The sequence below is a fragment of the Rhizobium sp. 10PS4 genome, from assembly GCF_032464805.1.
GTDB classification, from domain to species: Bacteria; Pseudomonadota; Alphaproteobacteria; order Rhizobiales; family Rhizobiaceae; genus Rhizobium; species Rhizobium laguerreae.
In genome coordinates, this window is the sequence record NZ_JAWDIW010000007.1 from 305,153 (window position 1) to 323,303 (window position 18,151).

General features: G+C 61.3%; 20 protein-coding genes. 7 read left to right on the plus strand and 13 right to left on the minus strand.

Going from position 1 to position 18,151, the window contains the following annotated elements; all coding sequences use genetic code 11:
• The first annotated feature begins 139 nt into the window (after positions 1–139).
• Entirely contained in the window at positions 140–1,684 is a 1,545-nt protein-coding gene (locus RWJ89_RS16015) for a putative bifunctional diguanylate cyclase/phosphodiesterase (RefSeq protein WP_168283767.1), read from the plus strand.
• A 156-nt stretch (positions 1,685–1,840) separates the two neighbouring features.
• On the opposite strand, the gene RWJ89_RS16020 is transcribed toward RWJ89_RS16015, so the two are convergent.
• On the minus strand, positions 1,841–2,743 hold the full coding sequence (locus RWJ89_RS16020; protein WP_168283766.1) for an alpha/beta fold hydrolase: 903 nt from the start codon (positions 2,741–2,743) through the stop codon (positions 1,841–1,843).
• Positions 2,744–2,927: 184 nt separating this feature from the next.
• On the opposite strand from RWJ89_RS16020, the gene RWJ89_RS16025 reads away from it, so the two are divergent.
• A complete protein-coding gene (locus RWJ89_RS16025) occupies positions 2,928–3,509 on the plus strand; it encodes a TetR/AcrR family transcriptional regulator (RefSeq protein WP_131639857.1) in 582 nt (193 codons plus the stop codon).
• Between the two features lie 26 nt (positions 3,510–3,535).
• Here RWJ89_RS16025 and RWJ89_RS16030 read toward each other — a convergent pair whose 3' ends face one another.
• The 5 genes from RWJ89_RS16030 to RWJ89_RS16050 all read right to left on the minus strand — a co-directional run bounded on the left by RWJ89_RS16030 (position 3,536) and on the right by RWJ89_RS16050 (position 7,392).
• The gene (locus RWJ89_RS16030) at positions 3,536–4,630 is read right to left on the minus strand and encodes an alkene reductase (RefSeq protein ID WP_316031129.1); all 1,095 of its coding nucleotides are present in this window, start codon (positions 4,628–4,630) and stop codon (positions 3,536–3,538) included.
• A gap of 26 nt (positions 4,631–4,656) precedes the next feature.
• Entirely contained in the window at positions 4,657–5,055 is a 399-nt protein-coding gene (locus RWJ89_RS16035; protein ID WP_206111877.1) for a DUF2147 domain-containing protein, read from the minus strand.
• A 178-nt stretch (positions 5,056–5,233) separates the two neighbouring features.
• Positions 5,234–6,238 (minus strand): NADP-dependent oxidoreductase, encoded by a 1,005-nt coding sequence (locus tag RWJ89_RS16040; RefSeq protein WP_168283764.1) that lies wholly within the window; start codon positions 6,236–6,238, stop codon positions 5,234–5,236.
• A gap of 33 nt (positions 6,239–6,271) precedes the next feature.
• Complete coding sequence (locus RWJ89_RS16045) at positions 6,272–7,135, minus strand: alpha/beta fold hydrolase (RefSeq protein ID WP_222060432.1); 864 nt, start codon at positions 7,133–7,135, stop codon at positions 6,272–6,274.
• A gap of 128 nt (positions 7,136–7,263) precedes the next feature.
• Complete coding sequence (locus tag RWJ89_RS16050; RefSeq protein ID WP_276508026.1) at positions 7,264–7,392, minus strand: hypothetical protein; 129 nt, start codon at positions 7,390–7,392, stop codon at positions 7,264–7,266.
• A gap of 156 nt (positions 7,393–7,548) precedes the next feature.
• Between RWJ89_RS16050 and RWJ89_RS16055 the strand changes: the two genes are divergently transcribed.
• Genes RWJ89_RS16055 through RWJ89_RS16065 form a run of 3 tightly spaced genes read left to right on the plus strand, consistent with a single transcriptional unit; the run spans position 7,549 to position 8,841 of the window.
• Positions 7,549–8,130 (plus strand): TetR/AcrR family transcriptional regulator, encoded by a 582-nt coding sequence (locus RWJ89_RS16055; protein WP_077977421.1) that lies wholly within the window; start codon positions 7,549–7,551, stop codon positions 8,128–8,130.
• Positions 8,127–8,489 carry a nuclear transport factor 2 family protein gene (locus RWJ89_RS16060; protein WP_077977420.1) on the plus strand — a complete coding sequence of 121 codons (363 nt, stop codon included), beginning with the start codon at positions 8,127–8,129 and terminating at the stop codon, positions 8,487–8,489. The genes RWJ89_RS16055 and RWJ89_RS16060 overlap by 4 nt, the downstream gene beginning before the upstream one ends.
• A complete protein-coding gene (locus RWJ89_RS16065; protein WP_316031130.1) occupies positions 8,482–8,841 on the plus strand; it encodes a TfoX/Sxy family protein in 360 nt (119 codons plus the stop codon). Before RWJ89_RS16060 ends, RWJ89_RS16065 begins: the two co-directional genes overlap by 8 nt.
• A 169-nt stretch (positions 8,842–9,010) precedes the next feature.
• On the opposite strand, the gene RWJ89_RS16070 is transcribed toward RWJ89_RS16065, so the two are convergent.
• A complete protein-coding gene (locus RWJ89_RS16070) occupies positions 9,011–9,751 on the minus strand; it encodes an SDR family NAD(P)-dependent oxidoreductase (protein WP_018447709.1) in 741 nt (246 codons plus the stop codon).
• Between the two features lie 81 nt (positions 9,752–9,832).
• Between RWJ89_RS16070 and RWJ89_RS16075 the strand changes: the two genes are divergently transcribed.
• Positions 9,833–10,501, plus strand: a complete 669-nt coding sequence (locus RWJ89_RS16075) for a TetR/AcrR family transcriptional regulator (protein WP_206105853.1) — start codon at positions 9,833–9,835, stop codon at positions 10,499–10,501.
• 359 nt (positions 10,502–10,860) lie between these two features.
• Here the strand turns inward: RWJ89_RS16075 and RWJ89_RS16080 are convergent, their stop codons facing one another.
• The 4 genes from RWJ89_RS16080 to RWJ89_RS16095 all read right to left on the minus strand — a co-directional run bounded on the left by RWJ89_RS16080 (position 10,861) and on the right by RWJ89_RS16095 (position 15,313).
• Positions 10,861–11,898: a 4-hydroxyproline epimerase gene (locus RWJ89_RS16080; protein WP_316031131.1), complete on the minus strand. Its 1,038-nt coding sequence runs from the start codon at positions 11,896–11,898 to the stop codon at positions 10,861–10,863.
• A gap of 15 nt (positions 11,899–11,913) precedes the next feature.
• Positions 11,914–12,624 carry an SDR family oxidoreductase gene (locus RWJ89_RS16085; RefSeq protein WP_131663006.1) on the minus strand — a complete coding sequence of 237 codons (711 nt, stop codon included), beginning with the start codon at positions 12,622–12,624 and terminating at the stop codon, positions 11,914–11,916.
• A 9-nt stretch (positions 12,625–12,633) separates the two neighbouring features.
• Complete coding sequence (locus RWJ89_RS16090) at positions 12,634–13,884, minus strand: NAD(P)/FAD-dependent oxidoreductase (RefSeq protein WP_131663005.1); 1,251 nt, start codon at positions 13,882–13,884, stop codon at positions 12,634–12,636.
• Positions 13,885–14,035: 151 nt separating this feature from the next.
• Positions 14,036–15,313, minus strand: coding sequence for an alpha/beta hydrolase (locus tag RWJ89_RS16095; protein WP_221944484.1), 1,278 nt, complete (start codon positions 15,311–15,313; stop codon positions 14,036–14,038).
• A 202-nt stretch (positions 15,314–15,515) separates the two neighbouring features.
• On the opposite strand from RWJ89_RS16095, the gene RWJ89_RS16100 reads away from it, so the two are divergent.
• On the plus strand, positions 15,516–15,899 hold the full coding sequence (locus RWJ89_RS16100; protein ID WP_027666198.1) for a hypothetical protein: 384 nt from the start codon (positions 15,516–15,518) through the stop codon (positions 15,897–15,899).
• A gap of 400 nt (positions 15,900–16,299) precedes the next feature.
• Here the strand turns inward: RWJ89_RS16100 and RWJ89_RS16105 are convergent, their stop codons facing one another.
• Together RWJ89_RS16105 and RWJ89_RS16110 are read right to left on the minus strand one after the other, a co-directional pair.
• Positions 16,300–17,196 carry an aldo/keto reductase gene (locus RWJ89_RS16105; protein ID WP_221998586.1) on the minus strand — a complete coding sequence of 299 codons (897 nt, stop codon included), beginning with the start codon at positions 17,194–17,196 and terminating at the stop codon, positions 16,300–16,302.
• 308 nt (positions 17,197–17,504) lie between these two features.
• A complete protein-coding gene (locus tag RWJ89_RS16110; protein ID WP_316031132.1) occupies positions 17,505–18,140 on the minus strand; it encodes a TetR family transcriptional regulator in 636 nt (211 codons plus the stop codon).
• Positions 18,141–18,151: the final 11 nt, after the last annotated feature.

Sequence of the window (18,151 nt, forward strand, 5' to 3'; positions counted from 1 at the left end):
ATCAACGACTGCAATGCCCGACGCGGCATTCGATGACACGAGCATCAGCCATGTGGGCTGTTGATTGAAAGCATGTCGGGGACGATGCGGTCCTTCGAGCTGGCCATGACGGCTCTTCACACAACAGGAGCCTGTTCATATGCCTCGCATCCAACCAACCAGACCGCAGATGGAGATCGTTGCCTGGCTCGCGGTCTTCCTGGTTCTCTTCTGCCTATCTTGGTTCCTCCAATGGCATGAAGGGCTGGATCGGTTCATCGAGAAGCATCATGACTATCCGCTGGACCACGCCCTCCTCGCCCTCAATATCTCCGGGTTTCTCGGGCTCATTTATTCCGCGCTGAGAATCCGGGATCTTTCGAGGGAGGTCAATCGCCGGCTGCAGGCCGAAAAGAACGTAGACTGGATTGCCTGTCACGACACGCTGACCGAACTGCCTAACCGCAGGTTTCTGGATTCCGTGTGCGCGCAGGCGACGACCGATCAAAGGGAAGAAACCTACGCCGTTTTCAGCATCGATCTCGACGGCTTCAAGAAGGTCAATGACCTCCTGGGGCACGATCACGGTGATGCGGTGCTGAAGACTGTTGCTCAGCGGCTCTCTTCCCTCTTTCCCCGTGAACACGTTTTCCGCCTTGGTGGAGACGAATTCGTTGTTCTGGCGCGGCGCACCGGAAATCCCGATCTTGTCGCGTTGGGGAACCGCATGGTGACCGTGATCGGCAAGCCGTTCACATTCAATGGTGTCGCCGTCGACCTCGGCGCCAGTGTCGGCTTCGCGCTTTATCCGGAGAACGGCGATGACCTAAGCCAGGTCATCCGACATTCGGACTGCGCGATGTATGTCGCCAAAAAGCAGGGGCGCAATCTGGTGAAGCCCTTCGTGCCCTCGATGCAGGACGAGTTGGCGAAGCGGGTCCGGGTGGAAGCTGATCTGAGAGCAGCCATCAAGAAGGCTGAGATCGTTCCCTACTATCAACCGCTCGTGGACCTGAAAACGAATAGGATTATCGGCTTCGAGGCGCTGGCACGCTGGAAGACGGCCTCCGGCGAATTCATCCCACCGAACGAATTCATTCCGGTGGCGGAGGAAGCCGGTCTGATCGTCGAATTGACCGACCAACTGCTTCGCCACGCCTGCACCGATGCGCTTTCCTGGCCAAGTGAGCTCGTCCTGTCATTCAACCTTTCTCCGATCCAACTGAGCGATCGGTTACTGGGGCTCAGAATTCTCAAGATATTGGGCGATGTCGGTCTGCCCGCGCACCGGCTCGAGCTGGAAGTGACGGAGAGCGCCATCATCCAGGACGCCGTTACGGCACGAATCGTTCTCGATGATCTGGTGAATGCCGGGGTCGGGATTGCTCTCGACGACTTTGGAACTGGTTATTCCAGCCTCTCACAACTATCCAATTACCGGTTCGACAAGATCAAGATCGACAGGAGTTTCGTCTCTTCATTCGAAACCGACGATAAGCAAGACAAGGTGATCAGGGCGATCATCGCTCTCGGTGTGGGACTTGGCGTGACGATAACCGCCGAGGGTATCGAAGAGGAGAGCCAGCTTCAGCGGCTTCAGGACCTGGGTTGCGATATCGGCCAAGGTTATCTGCTTGGCAGGCCAGCGCCGGCCGAGGAGCTTGCCGCAGGCCAGGTCAGCGCCAGGATTTTGCAACACGGTTGATGCCTGCGGTATGTCGCCGTTGTCGAGCAAGCCCTGTCCACCCTGGCCGACCGGCCGTTCCACTGAAGCGTGATATCGCAGGCGCTCGGAGAGCTGCTCGAGGCAGCAGTCCAAAGTTTTACAGCGTGACGGCGCGGCGGTGCAATCGTCCGGACGTTACTCCGACACAGGGGTAAAAGGATGACGCCCAAGAAACGCAGCCACTTGTTCTGTAACTTCGACCGGCGCGGAGTCCGGGAAAAAATGTCCGCCTGGTACAGCGCGAGCGTCCATGGTCGTGCAGCGATCCGCCCAGGTGGCTGGGAGATCATAGAGTTTGGCCATCGCGCCGGCGGTGCCGTACAGGATCAGCGCAGGCGCCGATATACGTCTCCCTTGCTCCGCCAGATCGTCGGCGAGATCGACGGCCAGCGCCGCACGGTAATCGTTGCAGCCGCCGGCAATCGCCTTGGCATCATGCCATGAAGCCCGATAGGCCGCGAGCTGTTCGGCGTCGAAATCCTGCGGGCCTGCCGCGCCCCATCCAAACAGGCAGGTTTCATAAAAGAGATCGGGATTGGCTTCGATCATTCGCTCCGGGAACGGCGCGGGTTGAGCGAGGAAGAACCAGTGCCAATAGCTTTGAGCGACCTCGCGGCGCAGGTCGCCCAGCATCACGGCCGTCGGCACGATGTCCATCAGAGTGACGCTCGCCACAACAGCAGGATGGTCGAGAGCCAGCCTGTGCGCCACCCGGGCGCCGCGGTCGTGACCCGCGAGGTGAAACCGCTCGTGTCCAAGCGCTTTCATCAAACCGAGTTGATCGGCTGCCATGGCGCGGAAGCTGTAATTGGTCAGATCAGCGCCAGCCGGTGGTTTGTCGGAGGCGCCATAGCCGCGCAAATCTGCACAGATCACCCGATAGCCGAGCGCGACCAGCTCTGGTGCGATCCGTGCCCAAAGTGCCTTGGTCTGCGGAAATCCATGCAGCATCAGCAGCGGCTCCCCCGCACCCGCGGCGACATAAGCGATCTCCACGCTATCGACGGCAATCCGGCCGCTTTCAAAACCCTCAAACATACTTCGCTCCCCGTTTCGCGACGATTGTGACGCCTCTGCAGCGGGTTGGATGCCGTGAGGTCCGTCTTGCCCTGATGTAATCCTTATATTGGTTGACATTATTAATGATATACGTCATCAATAAGTCAAGCTATAATGACGCACGACATCATAGTTTGGGCATGGCCGTCGAAAGGGCTGCGAAGTGCGGATCACCAAGGAAAAAAAGCAGGAAAACTACGAGCGGATTATCACCATCGCTTCCGAACTGTTTCGCGAGCGCGGGTACGATGGCGTGGCGGTGGCGGAACTGATGGAGCGTGCCGGGCTCACTCATGGCGGCTTCTACAACCACTTCCGATCCAAGGAGGAGCTGATCGCAGCGGCGACCGCCAGGGGTTTCGGCGAGACCGCGGAACGCTACGCAGGATATGATGCGCTTGCCGCCATCGAAGCCTATATCTCGCGCGAGCACCGGGATGCGCGCGGCCAGGGATGCTCCGCTGCGGCACTAAGTTGCGAAGCAGCACGGCTGCCGGATGAGACGAGATCGGCTTTTGCCGCAGGAATCGAAAACCTGCTCAGCACGTTCGAGGGCGACATGGCGCGCGATCACGCCTCCGGCGCCGGATCGCGCGCGCTGACCATCAGCCTCCTTGCTCAGGCCGTGGGCGCCATCGTCCTTTCGAGAGCCTGCCCGGACAATTCTTCCCTGGCGGATGAAATCCTGGATGCCTGCCGGGCCGACTGCCGTGACGCCATCGGAAATCACGCGCGCAAGCAATAGGGCCGCGCATGCGCGGCCCTATGCAGTCAGGCGTCGACCGGCGCGGCCATGGCGGGATAGTCGGTGTAGCCCGCAGCACCTCCGCCATAGAGCGTCGCCATATCGAGATTGGCCAGCGGTGCACCGGCCTTCAGGCGTTCGACAAAATCCGGGTTGGCAATGAACGGCCTGCCGAAGGCGAACAAATCCGCCAGTCCCTGCTCCAGCCTTGCCGTCGCGAGTTCCAGATCGTAGCCGTTGTTGGCGATGTAAGTGTTCTTGAACCTGCGGCGAAGCGCCTCATAGTCGAACGGTGCAACGTCGCGCGCCCCGCCCGTCGCGCCTTCGACGACATGGAGGTAGGCAATGCCCATCTCGTCGAGCTGCTCGACGATGTAGTTGAACTGCGCCTGCGGATCGGTTACGGATATCCCATTGGCCGGCGACACCGGCGAAATCCGAACGCCGGTTCGCTGCGCTCCAACTTCCTCGATGACCGCGGCCGTCACCTCCAGCGTCAGCCGGGCGCGGTTTTCGACCGAGCCGCCATAAGCGTCGGTTCGGGTGTTCGATCCATCCCTGGCGAACTGGTCGAGCAGGTAGCCGTTGGCGCCGTGAACTTCGACGCCATCGAAACCGGCGGCGATCGCATTGGCGGCGGCGCCACGGAAATCCTTGATAATGCCGGGGATCTCGCCCGGTTCGAGCGCCCGAGGTGCCGACACATCCACGAAGGCGTTGTTCACAAACGTCTTGGTTGCGGCCCTGATGGCGGAAGGCGCCACCGGGGGCTGCCCATCCGGCTGCAGGTCGACATGCGATACCCGACCGACATGCCAGAGCTGCAGGAAGATGTGGCCGCCCTTGGCATGCACCGCGTCGGTCACCTTACGCCAGCCGTCGATCTGCGCCTCTGTGTAGATGCCGGGCGTGTCCTGATAGCCTTGACCCTGCTGCGAAATCTGGGTCGCCTCCGAGATGATCAGTCCTGCCGAGGCCCGCTGCGCATAATATTCGGCAATGAGATGCCCCGGCACAAATCCGGCGCCCGCTCTGTTGCGCGTCAATGGCGCCATGACGATGCGGTTGGAGAGCGTGAGGGAGCCGAGCACCGAGGGCTCAAAGAGTATCTTGCTGGTCATGTGTCACTTTCACAAGGAGTTAGAAATTATTGCTGACGTTCCCAGACCTGTGAACGTCCGAGCAATGACACGCCGATAAAGCCGCGCACGTTGAGCTTCTTGCCGCCGTTGGTGACGGAAATCTTGCTGCTGTAGACCTTGCCATTGTCCGGATCGAGAATCTGGCCACCGGTATATTCGTCGCCGTCCTTCTTCAGGCCGCTCAGGATGACCAAGCCAACGACCGGCGCGTTCTTGAGCGCGCCTTCGCATTTCGCGCAGGTCGGGCTTTCGTTCGCGGCGAGAAAGACTTTTTCGATCCTGCCCTGCAATGTGCCATTTGACTCGGTAATTCGGATCAAGGCCCTCGGCTTGCCGCTGACGTCATCGACATTCCGCCACAAGCCAACAGGCGAGCTATTGTCAGCCCATGCCGCCGATGACATGAGGGCCGCAACGACGGTGAGTGCGAAAACGGTGGACCTTCTTAATATATGCAATGCTGTCAGCTCCTTGAATTGCGTTGAACGCGTGTGTTGCTGGATAGGCGTAAAGTCGGCTGGGAAGGGGCCAGCGTCGCAGAGGTCATGAAAATCCGGTGAGCCGCTGAGCTCTCCAAGGGTTCTAGTCTGCGACCGTGATGACCACCTTGCCCTTCGCACGCCCGGTCTCGACATAGGCCAGCGCATCCCCGGTCTTCTCAAACGGGAACACCTTGTCGACGACCGGGCGGATCGCGCCCGATTCGATCAGCGAGGTGATTTGATCCAATTGCTGCCCTTCGGCGCGCATGAACAGGAACGAGTAGCGAATGCCGAGACGCTTGGCTTTTTTTCGGACTCCTCGGCTCAGCAGGCGCAGCACCAGTTTCAGAAACAGGTTCAGGCCGAGCTTCCCGGCGAAAGCGGGATCGGGCGGACCGGAAATGGAAATGAGCTGGCCGCCCGGCTTCAGCACAGCCAGGGATTTTTCGAGCGTCTTTGGATCCTGGCTGTTCAGCACGAGATCGTAACCCGACAAGACCTTCTCGAAATCCTGTGTCTTGTAATCGATCACCACATCCGCCCCGAGGCTTCTGGCCAGCTCGGCATTGCCAGCGCTCGTCGTCGTCGCGACGGTCGCGCCAAGATGCTTGGCGAGCTGAATGGCGAAAGTCCCGACCCCGCCGGAGCCGGCCTGAATGAAGACCTTCTGGCCGGGTTTTACCTTGCCCACCTCGACCAGCGCCTGCCACGCGGTCAGCCCCACCAACGGGATGGACGCCGCTTCCGTCATGCTGAGGTTGTTCGGCTTCAGCGCCACGTCGGCTTCATCGACGGCAATGAATTCGGCAAATGTGCCGACCCGATGATCGCGCGGCCGTGCATAGACCTGATCCCCCACCTTGAACCGCCTGACGCCGGATCCGGCTTTGACGACCGTTCCGGCAACGTCGTGCCCCAGGACGAAGGGTGGGCGATAGGGAAGGATAAGCTTGAACTCTCCATCCCGGACCTTGGAGTCCAGGAGGTTTACGGCCGTGGCCTGAATCCGGACCAGGACATCATTGTCCTGCAATTCCGGTTCGGGCAGGTTGGCCAGACGCAAAGCGCCCTTCTTCTTGTACTTATCAACGACGAATGCCCTCACGAGGCTTTCTCCAATTCGAAGTCTATTGCGGTATCAGGCGCCAAGGAAGGACAAAGCCTTCGGCACGAAATCGGCGTAGTTCTGGAAAATCCCACCATGCCCGGCGTCCTTGTAGACAACCAGCTCTGCTTCGGGGATGCGCTGAGCCATATCGGCGCTGTTGACGGCCGGAACCATGATGTCATCGTCGCCATTGGCGATCAGGACCGGGATAGTGATACGGCCGAGATCCTGAGGCGCCTGCCGCCCCCAGGCTTTGATCGCCTGGAGTTGGTGCAGGAAAGCCCTTGGAGTTGGCCCCTTGTCCCTTCCCGCCTTCCGCTCTTTCAGCCGATCCAGAAAGGCTTTCGCGGCTTGGCGACCATTGGCGGTGGACGTGAAGAACAGATAGGTTTTTGGATCGCGCAACGTCAGCAGACCTTTGATAATGAGTGGCCAGGATATCGCTCCCACCTTCTCGATGCCCCGGCCTCCGGCGGGACCGGTACCGGCTAAAATAAGTTTGCGCACGAGATCGGGGGCTTTCAGCGTGATGTCCTGCGCGACAAATCCCCCGAGAGAAAATCCAAGCAGATCGACTTTTTTGAACCCAAGCGTTCGGATCAACGCGATCGTGTCGCGTGCCATCTCGTCGATGGTCAGAGGGGCCGTACCGCCTGAGGCGCCGATACCTCTGTAATTGGTGGCGATTACGTGATGCCTGGTGGCGAGACCATCGACAATGCGGGGATCGAAATTGTCCAACACCGCGCCCCAATGGTTGAGAAGAATGATCGGCACGCCACCCTGGGGGCCAAGGTCGCGATAGGCAAAAGGGGTTTCCCCAACATTGATCCAGAGGTTGGGCGCCTCGGCATAACACGTCGCAGACCGAAGATATCTTACAGAAGTGTTCATCGTTTACTCCAATATCCGGCCCGAACCGGCAGGGCTGGGTCGGAGAGAAAGCACCCAGCTTCGGTCGCTCTACATTTTAATGACAACTGTCATCATAATAGGATTAATGATACTCGTCATCAAAGTTGTCAAGCGGAATTTTTCTCAGCCGAATCAAACACCATCTCCCGCAGGCTGGTACGCGGATCGCTCGAGCCAGGAAGGGTGCAAAGATCACCACGGTCGGGATGGTCTATTCTCACTTCAAACTTCGTCATGAGCCCGAGTCGCTCCTCGCTACATGCCGATCCCGCGCTCGCCGGCGATGACCGAACTCGACCGGGCCGAGATTTTTCGCCGAAAGTCACCGAGACCGTTGCATTTCCATTCTTGAGCAGTCATTCTAGAACAATTGATAAAGAATCGGGGCGACAATGGGCCGAACGCGGGAATTCGATGAGGAGGCAGTGCTGAAGGGGGCGATGCACATCTTTCGCAAGCACGGCTATCAAGGGGCGTCGATCCGGGATCTCGAGGAGGCGACCGGGCTCAAAGGCGGAAGCATCTATCACGCTTTCGGCGACAAGGCCGGCCTCTTCGACGCGGCGTTCGGGCATTACAACTGCACGGTGCTGGAGGGACGGATCGAGCGGTTTGCGCCGCCGGGAAGCGGGCTTAAAGGCTTGCGCGAATTGTTCCTTTCGCTCCTGCATGAGCCCGACGATGGCTCGCTCGGCTGCCTGATCACCAATATGGCGGTGGAATTCGGCGGTGGTGCCGATCCGCACCCCCGTGTCGAGGCGGCGCTCGGCCTCCTTCGCACCACATTCCGCTCAAGGCTGACCGAGGCATCGACCTTCGTTCGGGACGCCGATGGCGCCAAGGCGGACAGAACAGCCACCCGCCTTCTGGCCTTCTATCAGGGTCTTCTCGTGCTCATTCGCGGCGGTGACGACAAGGCCGGGCTGCGGCAGGCGATAGAAGACGAATTCAATCAATTGGAGACGATGTTATGACACCTGAGGCCCTCTGGAATCGATATGCAGCCATCTGGTCGCTGGATGCTTCCGCTCGCGAGCCGGAAATGCTGGCTTGCCTCGCTGACGATGTGACCTATTGCGACCCGAATGGAACGATCGCCGGGCGCGCCGGTCTCTCGGCTTACATGGCCGGCTTCAAGGAGAGCATGCCGGGAGGCTGGTTCAAGATATTGAGCGTCCTCCACCATAATGACCGTTCGCTGGCGCGCTGGGCACTGCGCCAGGAAGACGAGAGGGTCTTGCAGACCGGCACGAGCTTCGGGGTGATTTCCGATGGCCGGCTCGGCGCGATCACCGGCTTCTTCGATCCTCTGGCGGAGCAGCACCATGAATAGCGAGGCGACACGCCAGCTGGCGCTCGACTTTGCGAGCCAGATTGCCCCAGCCGGATGCATCGATATCAGGCGCTTCTTCGGCGGCTCCGCCCTGGTTCGAAACGGCGCGCAGTTAGGGTTCGTCATGAAGGGCACTTTGTATCTCCGCGTCGACGCAGCGATGGGCGCGGAGTTCGAGGCAGATGGCTGCGAGCCGTTCAGCTACCGCGCTGCCGGCCGGACGGTCACGGTTCGCCGCTACTACGCCGTTCCCGCACATGTGATCGATGATCCCGCGCTGCTGCACAGCTACGCGGAGCGTGCATTGCACGCAACCGCCACGCCCGGCCACCGGCTCGCCGATACGATCTAGCGTCACCCCGTGCGGCTAGTGCGTGGGCTGGCGGGTCCGTCACTTCGTCGATTGCTCCAGACCACGGATACGGCTCGATATCCCCCAACCCCTGCCCCCTGCGCGAAAGAAAAGGACCGATATCTGTCGATCCCTGTCTTTTCGCAGCCCCGCGGCAACATGTCCCGGTTCAGGTATTCAAGCCGCCATCCACCGTGAGGATGGTTCCGGTGATGTGCCTTGCAGCAGGGCTTGCGAGGAAAGCCACGGCCGCCGCCACATCTTCCGGCTCGCCGTAACGTCCAAGTGGAATGAGGGCACGCTGGAAATCGGCGAAGTCGCCATCGGCGGGATTCATATCGGTGTCGGTCGAACCCGGCTGGACCAGGTTTACGGTGATATCGCGAGATCCGAGTTCCCGCGCGAGGCCGCGGGTAAACGAGTGGAGCGCGGATTTTGTCATGAAATAGACCGTGCCGGTGTCACCGACGATGCGTTCGGCGCCGACCGAGCCGATCGTAATGACGCGGCCTCCCGCCTGCAGATAGGGAATGGCGGCCTGCGAAGCGAGCAGAGGCGACCGCACATTGACATCAAGCAGCGCATCGATCTGCTCGACGCTGACGTCGGCGATCGCACCATAAAGCGCGATTGCGGCATTGTTGACGAGAATGTCGAGACCGCCAAGTGCCTGGGCCGCCTCGTCGACCGAACGCTTCACCGCCGCCGGATCGGCGCTGTCGGCCTGGATGGCAAGCGCCTTGCGGCCCTTGCGCTCGATCGCCCGGACGACTTCGGCGGCGCGGTCGGCCGAACGCTCATAGGTGATGGCGACATCGGCGCCCTTGTCGGCAAGCGCCAATGCGATGGCGGCGCCAATGCCGCGCGAGCCGCCTGTGACGAGGGCACGCTTTCCAGCCAGTTCTGTCATGATCTTCTCTTTCTATAGTGATCGACACATAAATAGCTAGGCACGTTGCGATAGGGTGTCAATGGGTTTATATAATGATCGATGCAAAAATCGGACGAGATGTCGAACGTCGATGAAACCCCTGCCCGCAGTCGCGGGCGGCCGCGGGCGTTCGACCGGGAAGCAGCCTTGGCGCAGGCGACGCGGCTGTTCTGGATCAAGGGCTTCGAGGCGACCTCGATCGCCGACCTCACCGAGGCGATGGGGATCGGATCGCCGAGCCTTTACGCGGCATTCGGTTCGAAGGAGGCGCTCTATGCCGAGGCGCTGCGCCACTATCGCGACAACAACGAGGCGCTCGTCTGGGCAGGCTTCTTTTCCGCGGGCACGGCGCGTGAAGCGGTGATGTCGTTTCTGATGGATTCGGCCGCTGCCCTGACCGGCTGTGTCGCGGATATTCCCCGCGGCTGCATGGTGACGCTCTCCTCGGTCGGCAGCGAGGGCCACGCGGACCTCGGCGAACTCGTGCGAACTGCCCGCGCCATCACGCTCGACCGCCTGAAGCTGCGCCTGAACCAGGCGATATCAGCAGGCGAAATTCCGGTCTCGACCGACGTCCACGCGCTTGCCCGCTTCGTGCAGACCGTTCAGAACGGCATGTCGATCCTGGCCCGCGACGAAGCGACCCGCGGCGAACTGGAGGCAGTGGCCGAACTGGCCATCCTGGGTTGGGACACTCGAACCGGGGATGCTGAGCACAGGCGAGGCTGATCGCGTTTCGAATATCGTTACGCGGATGCTCCTGCGTCAGCTTTGATCAGTCGGTCGCGGTAGTTTCGTAGCATCGCGGGAGCGCCGGCATTCAAGAGAGCCTCATCCTGAGGTGCCCCGAAGGGGCCTCGAAGGACGAGGCGGACGCGCTGGTGTCAGTCGGATGCAAGGAGCGGCGTTGTGACGTGTCCTTCGAGGCGATCCTGCGGATCGCACCTCAGGATGAGGAGCGTTGGAGGATGCCGCCGTCTGGTTCCCTCTTCTCCTCGGCGAGGCCGGAGGACAGCTAAAGTGAGGGCAGCCAACGACGCGAACCGTCCGAAAACCGCTCGCACTTTCCGGCATCATGCCCCTCGCAGTCAAATCTCCCCAGCCGACGGTCCCCACACATCCGTCAGCGCAAAACCGTTCGGATGCGGATCGAAAGGGTCCAGCGCTACCTGGGTCAGGCCGAAGGTGAAGCCGCGGCCGGTGATGGTGGGGATGACGGCGGGGCGGCCGGCCACCTCGGTCACTGCCTGAAGGCCGACTTCGAATTCGGAGCCGATGATCGATTTCGAGGTGAAGGTATCGCCGACCTTGGCCCTGCCGCGGGCATAAAGCGTGGCGAGATTGGCGGAATTGCCGGTGCCGCAGGGCGAGCGGTCGGCCCGGCCCGGCCACATGGTGGTGCAGGTACGCACCGTGCCGTCGGCTTCGGTATCACGGAACATGACATAGGCGACGCCCGATATCGCCGGGATCTCGGGATGGACGACCTTGATGTCGCGGTTGATCAGCTCCTTGAGGATCATGCCCGCCTGGACGAGGCCGGCGGCATTGGCCTTCTCGATCGTCAGGCCGATCTGGCCGACATCGACGAGGGCATAGAAGATGCCGCCATAGCAGATATCGGCCTTGATCCTTCCCCAATGCGGCGTGTCGATTGCGACATCGAGTTCATGCACGAAGGAAGGCACCATGGTCAGCCTGACCTTTTCGCAGCGCCCGTCGCGGCAGGTCGCCGTCGCCTTGACGAGGCCGGCGGCGGTTTCGAGCGTGACGATCGTCTCCGGCTCCTTCATCTCGACGATGCCGGATTCGAGAAGCGCCGTGGTGACGCAGATCGAGTTCGAGCCGGAACTCGCATGCGCCTGGTCGGGCTGCAGGATGATGAAGGCGGCGTCCGCCTCCGGGTGCCGTGCCGGCAACAACAGGTTGACCGAGCCGATGGGCGCGCCGCGCGGCTCCAGGCAGAGGAAGCGGCGCAGTTCGTCGCCCTTCGGATCGGTGTTCAGCCAATGCAGCTGGGCGGCGATGGTATCGCCGGGGATCTTCGGCACGCCGCCGATAGCGACGCGGCCGATCTCGCCTTCGGCATGGACATCCAACAGCTGGATCGTGCGCTTCCATCTCATATCGAAAACTCCAGATCAGACGTGACGGGTGACGCCGCCATCAACGCGAATATTCTGGCCGGTGATATAACCGGCGCCATCGGAGAGCAGGAAGGCCGCGGTCTTGGCGATCTCCTCCACATGGCCGATGCGCTTCATCGGGACCGTCTCGGCGGTCCCGGGCTTGTGGTTGAGGCTGTCGATATAACCCGGCAGGATGCAGTTCATGCGGATATTGTCGGCCGCATAACGATCGGAATAAAGCTTGGTGAAGGCGCCGGCAGCGGCGCGGTAGGTGCAGGAAACCGGGAAGACCAGCGTCGGCTCGTAGGCGGCGAAGGTGGTGATGTTGACGAAGGCGCCCTTGCCCTGTTTCAGCATGACCGGCGTCACCAGCCGCGCCACGCGCACCAGCGACAGGATCATCATGTCGGAACCGAGCGTCCAGTTCTCGTCCGAAATATCGAGCAGGTCGCCCTTCGGCGGATGGCCGCTCAGGTTGACGACGGCGTCGATGCGACCATAGGTCTTCATCGTCAGGTCGAAGATCGCCTTGAGATCCTCGGCCTTTTCGGCCACGCCGCGCGAGGCGACGCCGCCAAGTTCGGCCGCGAGCTTTTCACAGCTCTCCGACGGCGACATCAGCGCCAGCTGATAGCCCTGGGCGGAGAGCTCGCGGGCGATCGCCTCGCCCATGCCGCGGCCGCCGCCGGTGATCAGCGCTACGGGTTTGGTGGTTTCGGACATCGGGACCTCCTAATAACGGTCTATGCGGAACGGGGTCATATCGACGGATGGTTTGAGCCCGGTCACCATATCGGCGATCACCAGCGCTGTCGTTGCCGAAAAGGTCAGGCCGAGATGGCCGTGGCCGGTCGCATAAAAAACGCCCTGCAGTTTCGACGACGGCGAAATGATCGGGATCGTATCGGGCAGCGCCGGACGATGACCCATCCATTCCGTCGTCTCCTCGACCTTGAGGCCGGGCAGCGCGCGCTGGGCATGGCGCACCAGCACCCGCGGACGGCGGAAATCCGGAGCAGCATCAAGGCCGGCGAGTTCGACATTGCCGCCGACCCGGATGCCGCCCGCCGTCGGCGTCACCATGAAGGCGCGATGCGGCCAGATCACCGAATAGCGCATCGCGATGCCGGGCTTCATGATCTGCGTGTGATAGCCGCGCTCGGTTTCGAGCGGGATCGGCTCACCGAGCTTTTCGGCGAGGAAGCGGGTGTGGACGCCGGCGGCAAGCACGACCGAACCCGCCTCGATGCGGCTGCCATCATCGAGGAGAACGACGGCGGTGCCGTCACCCCTGCGCTCGATATTTCGCACAGTGCCGGAAACGAAAGTCGTGCCGGCAGCCTTTGCGGCGTCGGTGAGTTTCACCACCAGCTTGTAGGGATCGCGGATCGACTTGTTGTCGGGAAGCAACACGGCTTTGGCGATCGCCGGCGACAGAGTGGGTTCGTAATATTGGATGGCGCCATTGCTCAAAACCTCGAATTCGAGGCCGTAGCGCCGCATCATGGCGAGATGGCCGCGATCGGCAGCAAATTCCGCCTCAGTCTCGTAGATCGCCAGACAGCCCTCCTCGGTCATCAATTCGGGTGCGCCGATCGCCTCGAGCATCTCTCTGAAGTCACCGAGCGCCCGGTGCGACAGGCTCATGCCGGCATCCTCGATCTCTCGGAGACGCGAGGGCCGACCGGCGGCGAGGAAGCGCAGGAACCAAGGCAACATCCTGGCCGCATAGGAAGGCCGCAGCCAGACCGGACCTTCCGGATCGAGCAGCCAGCCGGGAATCTTCTTCCAGGTCGAAGGGCCGGAGCCGGCGGCAAAATCGAGCGCGATACTTGCCATGTTGCCGAAAGAGGTGCCGCGACCTGGTTCGCCCTTGTCGATCAGCGTCACCTCAAACCCGCGCCGCTGCAGCTCGAAAGCGATCGAGGCGCCGATCACGCCCGCGCCGACGACCGCTACCCTCTTCTTCGTCTCATCCGCCATGCCATCAACCCATCGCACGGCAGACAGAAGTGCCGTCGTGAATCTGATATATCACATCAAGATGCAATGCCTAGAGAATTTCCGTTTTCTCCGAATCACGGAAATTCTCTATTTCTTTGTGCACTTTTGCTGGAATTGCTCTGTGGAATTTTTACTGGCTTTCCGGCAGGCCGGCGCCGACGCTGTCGCCGACCGAACCGACGGTGTTGTTCATCGACTGGCCGAGACGTTTCAGCTGGGCGTCGTAGTTGCGCCGGGTGCGCGGATCGAAGATCGCAATCGGCGTGCTGACGGCGACACTGACAGCACTTCCGGCGGTCTGGGCAGCGCCCATCGCCACCGCGCCGACGGCCTCGCCGAGACCGACATTGGAATCGGTGATCGTCTGGCCGGCAATCAGCCGGTCGCCGATCAGCTGCACCACCTCCGGGCTTTCGGCGAACTTGCCGTGGTTCAGCCGGTCGCCGCCCTTGAGCTTGGTAAGGTCGAGCACGGTGATGCCGGCCGCCTCGAGCTTGCTGCGGTAAGGTTCGGCAGAGGGATCGATCTGGCCCAGCCGGTCGACATTGCCGGAGATGCGCCGTGACAGCGCCAGAGCCCGGTCGTCCTGCGAGACGAAGATGGTGAAGTGCGGCCTTTCCTTGCCGAGGCTGGCGAACTGGCGGCCGAAGACATCGACATCGAGATCCGGCGAGGCAAGGATAACATTGTTGATCTTCGGTGCGACATGACCTTTGCGGATCGCCATCTGCCTGAGCGCTTCGACCGTCAGCCACGTGCCCATCGAATGGGCCATGATGGTGATGTCGCTGACAGCCGGATTGGCGGCGGTGCGGGTCAGCAGCTCCTCCAGCGCGTCGCGGGAATAGTTGGTGCTTTCCTTGTCGTAATTATAATCGAAGATGCTGCCGCGCGACGGCCAGGTGAAGACGACGGGGGCGACGTCGGCATGCGAATCGTGGACGATCTGCGCAAAGCGGTAGACGGCATCCTCATAACGATTGTTGAAGCCGTGGACGAAGACCAGTACCCGGCGGCTCTTCGGCATATGGGTCTTCAGCCAGGTCTCGCCGGCCCGCTCGCCTTCCAAGGGATCGACCGAAACGGTGACGAAATCGCGTAGCGGATCGGCCGGCAGGCGGCTTGGCCATTGCACCTGGCCGACCTTGCGATTGGCTTCCGGCGGGATCGAGACGTCGACGGCATTGACGGCGAGCCCGGTGCCGCGTTCGCCGGAGAAAAGCACGGCAGGATTGTCGTCGGCAGCGCGCGTCGTCGCGACGAGAAGATCGACCTTCGACGTGCCGGCCGGCACGGTGCCGGCCGCCTGCATGACACCGACCGGCCTGCCGCCGCAGCCGGCGAGCGCCATCGTTGCAATCAGAAGACCTGTCAGAGCCGCGGGCAAGCCGCGTCTTTTGCCGATCATGACCAAACTCCAATCGGTTCACCCACCGGACAGGCGGCGCCCGTCCAAATAGTCCGACGAGGCTTGCCGAGTCAAACCTCGGGAGATGGACAAGAGCAATCCCCTGCGAAAACCACTGCGCGCTTTTGCTGGAATTGCGCCTGAAACTTTTCCGCTATCCGCGGCGTTTTGCCCGATCAGGTTCAATCGATGGATCACGGTGATGAAATTACTCGGGATCACATGCTTATCGACATTGATGCTGATGCCTTCGCTCGGCTCGACGGAGACGCTTGGCGAGGCCGATATCCGCCGCGACATCATCGGCAAGACGGTCTACCTCTCCACACCGCTCGGCGGTGAACTGCCGCTGATCTTCCGCTCGTCCGGCAAGGTCGACGGCAACGGCCAGGCGATCGGCCTTGGCCGCTATGTCAAACCCAGCGATACCGGCCAATGGTGGATCGACGCCAACCGCCTCTGCCAGAAATTCCAGAGTTGGAACAAGGGCAAGCCGATGTGCTTCGAACTCGAACGCGCCGGCGCCAACACGATTAAATGGACCCGAGACAACGGCAGGACCGGCGTTGCCCGGATCGGCAATTGATCGATTTCGACTTGGAGATATTGGGGAAAAGAAAAAAGCCCGACGCGGGAGGAGGTGCGCCGGGCTCTTGATCCTGACTGACAACTGGGAGGAGGAGTGTTGTCAGTCCGATGTAAGAGCGCTGGGAGGAGGAGTGCGCTGCTTACGAAGATAGGTATAGCCAATTCTTTTGATTCGGAATAGCGAAAATACCGCAATGCAGCAATGCGCTGAGCGCAATGCTTGCCTTCTAAGCGGCACGCCACCGCCTCATTTTGCAGCATGTTTGACCAGATGGTCAAAATTATGCCGAAAATTGCGACCTCGGGGATCGCGATGGGCTTGCCCCTCATCCGCCTGCCGGCACCTTCTCCCCGAGGGGAGAAGAGGATATGCCGCAATCTTTCCGCTCCTCGCCTCGTCAAGCAGCCTTGAAGACCTTGCTGCCCTCGGCGTCGAGGGCGGAGAATTCTTCGTTCGAGAGGGTGATGTCGACGGCGGCGACGTTTTCCTCAAGATGCTTGACCTTGGAGGTGCCGGGGATCGGCAGCATCACCGGGCTGCGCTTCAGCACCCAGGCGAGCGCGATCTGGCTGGGGGCTGCATTGTGCTTTTTGGCGATGGTATCGAGCAGCGAGCCGGGTTTGGCGAGGTCGCCGGCGGCGAGCGGGTACCACGGGATGAAGCCGATATTGTGCTTGGCGCAATAATCGAGCACGTCCTCGCTGGTGCGGTCGACGAGATTGTAGCGGTTCTGGACGGTCGCGACCTTGAAATGCTTCGAGGCGGCTTCGATATCGGCAACGGATACTTCGCTCAGGCCCGCATGGCGGATGAGGCCGGTATCGAGCAGCGATTTGATCGCATCGAATTGTTCCTTGGCCGGCACCTTCGGATCGATCCTATGCAGCTGCCAGAGATCGATCTGCTCGACGCCGAGATTGCGCAGGCTCTTATGCACTTGCTGGATCAGATATTCCGGACGTCCGACGGGCAGCCAGATATCGGGGCCGTGGCGGGTCAGGCCGCCCTTGGTGGCGATGACAGACTCGCCGCCATAGGGATGCAGGGCTTCCTTGATCAGCCATTCGGAGACATCGGGGCCGTAGGAATCGGCCGTATCGATGAAGTTGACGCCGAGTTCCGGCAGGCGCTTCAGCGTGCGGATGGATTCGGCATGATCGGAAGGCTCGCCCCAGATGCCCTTGCCGGTGACGCGCATGGCGCCAAAACCGAGGCGGTTGACCTCGATATGGCCGCCGATCTTGAAGGTGCCTGACTTTGCTGCGTTGTATTGGGCTGCGTTGTGACTGGACATGGTCTTTCCTCTCTTATCAATCAAATATTGAAATCGGTGGAACGGTCGGAGGCGGTTGAACAGCCGCGGCACGGATGCCGAGGCTTTCGGAGATGCCTTCGAGCGCGAATGTCTGCCCTGATCGAAAGCGATGCCCGGCATGGTGAAGATCTGCTCGCGGGGATCATCAGAATGTGGCCGCTACGACGCTTGCAGATATAGGACGGCCCGGTTCCGATAACAGGGCCTGATCACAGGGATGGAGCGGAAACATCGACATCGAGCTGATCTGGTCGGAAGTGCACACGGAGGCGCAGGCGGCCCCCGCGTCAACGCCTGGTCTTTGCCTCGTCGCCCAATTCCGCCAGCATCTTCCAAAGGTCGGTGAAAATCTCCCGGGCGAAATCCTGCGGCGAAACGCTTGGCGGGCGCTGCTGCCAGAGCTCAGCCCCGACGCGCAGCGCACCGATGACGATGGCCGCAAGGACGCGCATGCGGGGCCGCTCAAGCGGATCACCTCCCTTGCGCAGCAGCAGCGCCTCGGCGAGCTTCTGTTCGAGCTTGGCGTATTTCAGCTGGTCGCGGGCCTTCAGCGCCGGCGTGCGATGGATGAGTTCGCCAAGCGCCAGGCCAGGCTCATCGACGGACGCGATGACGGTTGCGGTGATCGCCGCCTCGACCGCCGCGACGGAGGTTTCTTTCGCCGGCCTTGCGGCGATTGCAGCCATCAGGCGATCGGCAAAGGCATCCTGCCAGGCGAAAACCACCTCTTCCTTGGAGGGGAAATAATCGAAGAAACTGCGTTTGGAGACATCGGCCGCCTCGGTGATGTCCTCGATCGTCGTGGCCTCGAAGCCGCGCTGCAGGAAGAGGGTCATCGCCGCCTGCTCGATGCGCTCGCGCGTCTGCCGCCGCTTGCGTTCCCGCCTGCCTTCCGTCGTTTCCGCCCGCTTGTTCTTAGCCATTCCGGCCCGGC